Raw genomic sequence first — 2949 nt, 5'->3', positions numbered from 1 at the left:
ATTTCGCTCGGTTTGCGCCATCTCTCGGACCTGAAAATCGTGGTGTCGGCGGTTCGACCCCGCCCCTGACCACCCTCGGATCCGGGCCCCTGGACGTCTCAGGGGTGAAGGTGTCCGGGCCGCACTCGGCGTCGACCGTCCCGTCGAGCACCACGATGGTCTCGTCCTCGTGGGTGTGCTGGTGCGGTGGCGGACCCTGCCCGCGGCAGCAGTTGGGTGACGTCGATGCGCTGCACGTAGCCGCACGCGATGCGGTCGAGGTGGGTGCGCACCGCCTCGGCTTCCTGCTCGTCGCGGGCGACGGCGAGCGCGACCGCGATGTGCCACCCCGTAGAGGAGCGCGAACCGGGCCGTCAGGTCCTCGGTCCACGGTCGGTCCACGAAGCGGTCGGCGTCGGCGGCGCGGCAGATGGCACCCGTCATGGTCCGGTAGACCGACCGGGAAGATGGCGCGATCATCACCCGCTCGGCTGAGCTCCTGGATGCGCGCGTCCATGCGCTCGAGCACGTCGCCGACCGCAGGTGTGGTCCCGGTGGTCACCGACATCGCTGCCCCTGGTCCCGTCCCCGGCTGGCCCACGAGGCCAGTGGTGGGGCCGGGTTGAGGGCTCAACGTCAGGGTGGGCCGGGGAGAAGATCGAGGCCGACGTCGCGGAGCAGCGCGACGGTCTCGGCCAGCGGCAGGCCGATGACGTTGGTGTCCGATCCGTCGACCCGTTCGACCAGCACGGCTCCGGCGCCCTGCAGCCCGTAGGCGCCGGCCTTGTCGTCGGGCTCGCCGGTCGCGATGTACCACGCCACCTCGGCGTCGCTGAGCGGCCGGAACGTCACCGCGGTCGTGACACGCGTGACCGCGCTGACCGGACCGCGGACGACGGCGACACCGGTCACCACCTCGTGGGTGCGGCCGGACAGCGTGCGCAGCATCGACGCGGCGTCTGCGCGGTCACGCGGCTTGCCGAGGACACGCTTCTCGGCGATGACCTCGGTGTCCGCGGCCAGGACCACCTCGTCGTGCCCGTCGCCGCGAGCAGCGGCGGCCGCGGCCTTGGCGGACGCGAGCCGGACCACGAGGTCCGGACCCTTCTCACCGGCGCGCGGGGTCTCGTCGATGTCGACCGGTCGGCGCAGCGGGGTGACACCGAGGCGTGCGAGCAGTTCCGCCCGGCGTGGGCTCGCCGACGCGAGCACCAGCGCTGGACGGCCATCATCACCGGACCCGGCGGGGTCAACCGGCACGCTCAGTGCCCCTCCGCCTCCTCGGCGGCGTCGGCCTCGGCCTTGGTGGCGTGGATCGTGCCGTCCGGGTGCTCCGGTGGGGCGTAGACGGTCGTCAGCACGAGCGGTTCGTCACCGGTGTTGCGGAAGTCGTGGTGGGTCCCGGCGGGGACGGCGACCACGTCACCCGGACCGACCGGACGCGTCTCGCCCGCGATGACGGCCTCGCCGGTGCCGCTGGTGAACGCCAGGATCTGGTCGTTGTGGTCGTGCGTCTCCGCGCCGATCGCCTCGCCCGGCTGGATCGTCATGATGACGAGCTGGCTGTGCTCGCCGGTCCACAGCACGCGGCGGAAGTCCGGGTGGTCGGCAGCGACGGCAGCGGGCTGGTGGTGCTCCACGGTGCGCTCCTGGTCTGGTCCGTCTCGACCCTACGCCCGCGGTCGCGGGCGCGTGGACGGGACGGCCCCGGTCGACGGCCCGGCCCGGTCGCACGACCCCGAGCGGCGCGACCCTCAGCCGCCCGAGACCGTGCTTCCCGCGAGGGCAGGCAGCTCCGTCGGCGTCTCCCGGGAGTCGAGCCACCCCTCGGGCAGGGTCACGCGCTTCGGAGGGGTGGTGTGACCGCGGGCGTTGCGGCGAACCGCCTCGTCGAACGGCAGGTCGCGATCGACGGTCGTCAGGAGTCCGTGCACCTCGGCGAGCGCGCTGACCTGGTTGAGCCGGCGGCGCAGCTCCCCGCCGACGGGGAAGCCCTGCAGGTACCAACCGGTGTTCTTGCGCAGCTCGCGGAGGCCCTTGGCGGGTCCGTGCCAGGCGACCAGCAGCTCGGCGTGCTCGATCAGGAGGTCGACGATCTCGCCGAGGTCCGGTGGTGACGGCACCTCGCGGCCCTCGAACAGCGCCTGCAGGTCACGGAACAGCCACGGCCGACCGAGGCAGCCGCGCCCGACCACCACGCCGGCGCACCCGGTCTCGGCCAGCATCCTGCGTGCGTCCTCGGCCTCCCAGATGTCACCGTTGCCGAGCACCGGCACGTCCACGGCGTCGACCAGTGCCGCGATGTGGGACCAGTCCGCTGGCGGGCCGTAGCGCTGCTCGGCCGTCCGCGCGTGCAGGGCGATGGCGGCCACGCCGAGGTCGGCGGCGATCCGTCCGGCCTCGAGGTAGGTGTGGTGGTCGTCGTCGACACCCAGCCGGGTCTTGACCGTCACCGGCACGTCGCCCGCTGCCCGCACCGCTGCGGTGACGATGTCGGTGTACAGACCGGTCCGCCACGGCAGGGCCGCGCCACCACCGTGCCGCGTCACCTTCGGCGCCGGGCACCCGAAGTTGAGGTCGATGTGATCCACCGGTTCTAGGCGGGTCCCGCCATCGGTGAGCCCGCCACCGACCAGCAGCTCGACCGCCCGACCGACGTCGTCGGCCGCGGTGCCGTAGAGCTGGATCGACCGGGGCGTCTCGTCCGGGGCGAACCCGGCCTTCACCACGCTGGTGCTGTTGCCCTCGACCAGGCCGCGGGCCCCCACCATCTCGCTGACGTACAGGCCGCCGCCGTGACGCCGGCACAGGGTGCGGAAGGGCGCGTCGGTGACGCCCGCCATCGGGGCGAGCACGAACGGCGGCCACACCGTGAGGGGGCCGAGCGTCAGGGGCGGGGCGAGGGGCTCCATGGTCGCCAGACGGTACCGGGGTCCTCACGTGGCATCGGCGCGACATCAGCGCCCCGCT

The 2949-nt window shown here is 73.2% G+C and carries 3 protein-coding genes; all 3 read right to left on the bottom strand.

The features are described from left to right. Positions 1–615: 615 nt before the first annotated feature. The 3 genes from WEB03_RS08080 to dusB all read right to left on the bottom strand — a co-directional run bounded on the left by WEB03_RS08080 (position 616) and on the right by dusB (position 2891). Positions 616–1239, bottom strand: coding sequence for a nucleoside triphosphate pyrophosphatase (locus tag WEB03_RS08080; RefSeq protein ID WP_368070438.1), 624 nt, complete (start codon positions 1237–1239; stop codon positions 616–618). Between the two features lie 2 nt (positions 1240–1241). Continuing rightward, on the bottom strand, positions 1242–1619 hold the full coding sequence (locus WEB03_RS08075) for a cupin domain-containing protein (RefSeq protein ID WP_368070437.1): 378 nt from the start codon (positions 1617–1619) through the stop codon (positions 1242–1244). Between the two features lie 114 nt (positions 1620–1733). Then, the gene (gene dusB / locus WEB03_RS08070; protein ID WP_368070436.1) at positions 1734–2891 is read right to left on the bottom strand and encodes a tRNA dihydrouridine synthase DusB; all 1158 of its coding nucleotides are present in this window, start codon (positions 2889–2891) and stop codon (positions 1734–1736) included. Positions 2892–2949 lie beyond the last annotated feature (58 nt).

Origin of the sequence: Nitriliruptor sp., from assembly GCF_040882075.1 — a bacterium.
GTDB lineage: Bacteria > Actinomycetota > Nitriliruptoria > Nitriliruptorales > Nitriliruptoraceae > Nitriliruptor.
This window is presented reverse-complemented; position numbering and strand designations above follow the sequence as displayed.